This is a genomic window from Staphylococcus sp. HMSC061G12 (genome assembly GCF_001838465.1).
Lineage (GTDB): Bacteria > Bacillota > Bacilli > Staphylococcales > Staphylococcaceae > Staphylococcus > Staphylococcus simulans.
Window position 1 is genome coordinate 1 of the sequence record NZ_KV837110.1, and the last position, 961, is coordinate 961.

Annotated in this window: 1 protein-coding gene and 1 pseudogene; both read right to left on the reverse strand. The window is 30.5% G+C overall.

The annotated features are described in order from the left end of the window. Nucleotides 1–796 (reverse strand): AAA family ATPase (locus HMPREF2937_RS08225; RefSeq protein WP_070626058.1); only part of this gene is annotated, 796 nt, incomplete at its 3' end. Further along, a pseudogene (locus HMPREF2937_RS13295) lies at nt 789–961 on the reverse strand (transposase); the annotation flags it as partial. The pseudogene HMPREF2937_RS13295 and the gene HMPREF2937_RS08225, both read right to left, overlap by 8 nt.

Below are 961 nucleotides of genomic sequence, written 5' to 3' on the forward strand. Positions count from 1 at the left end.
AACTATCTCTAGCTGTTTCTACAACTTCTGTACTGATTTTATCTAAGCCATTTATATCCATAATTCTATCTATCTGCGCAAATAAACGATGAATCAGCCTAAAATTCCCTTTTGTAATTTTAATAATCGTCGTTATTGCCTCATAATCAGTAAAGTCTTCGAGTTTTAAATCAAATCCTAAATCTTGCCACTTATATTCTAATATATGATGCGTCTCGTCTTTACTTAGATTATCAAATTCATGTGCAAAACCTATACGCGAATATAGTTGAGGATAACGAGATAGTTTTTTCTCTATACCTGGCATACCAATAAATATCATTGCTAAATTATGTTCATCATAAATAGCTCTTAATTGCTCTAAATGTTGCACTTTAAGGCGATCAATCTCATCTACTATAATTAAATCAATATATTTAAACATATCACTATAATGTTTACTATGATCATGACCATACTTATTTACGATGTGTAATTTTTGACCCAAATCAATACTTGCACTAATACTATATAGATCATTACTTAATCTTGTTTGTTTTTCAGCCGGTGCAGTATAAAATATCTTATTCACCGATAATATATCATCAGTCGTTTTACTAGCTAGATCTTCCCACCCTCTATGATTAACTTGCTTTTCAATAGTATTCCAATTTGTGTAATACCTAGAAGATAAAGTTTTTCCGACACCAGGTTGACCATAGCAGATCCCAATATATTGATATTTGATACAAGCATCGCAAAATTCAGCAAATCGTTTATACTCTTTCGTTTCAATGAAATTCTGATGTTTAGTCATTACGATACCTCTTTAATTTTTTGACGTTTTTAGTCGTTTCTTGAGGTGAATAACCATAATTTTTTTCTTCCTTAATTAAATCAGTGGTGCTTGGACTAGCAATATTTTGTTTTAAGTGTTTTCTTCTCTGACTACGTGCGTGTTGTATATCTTTTATATCAATTG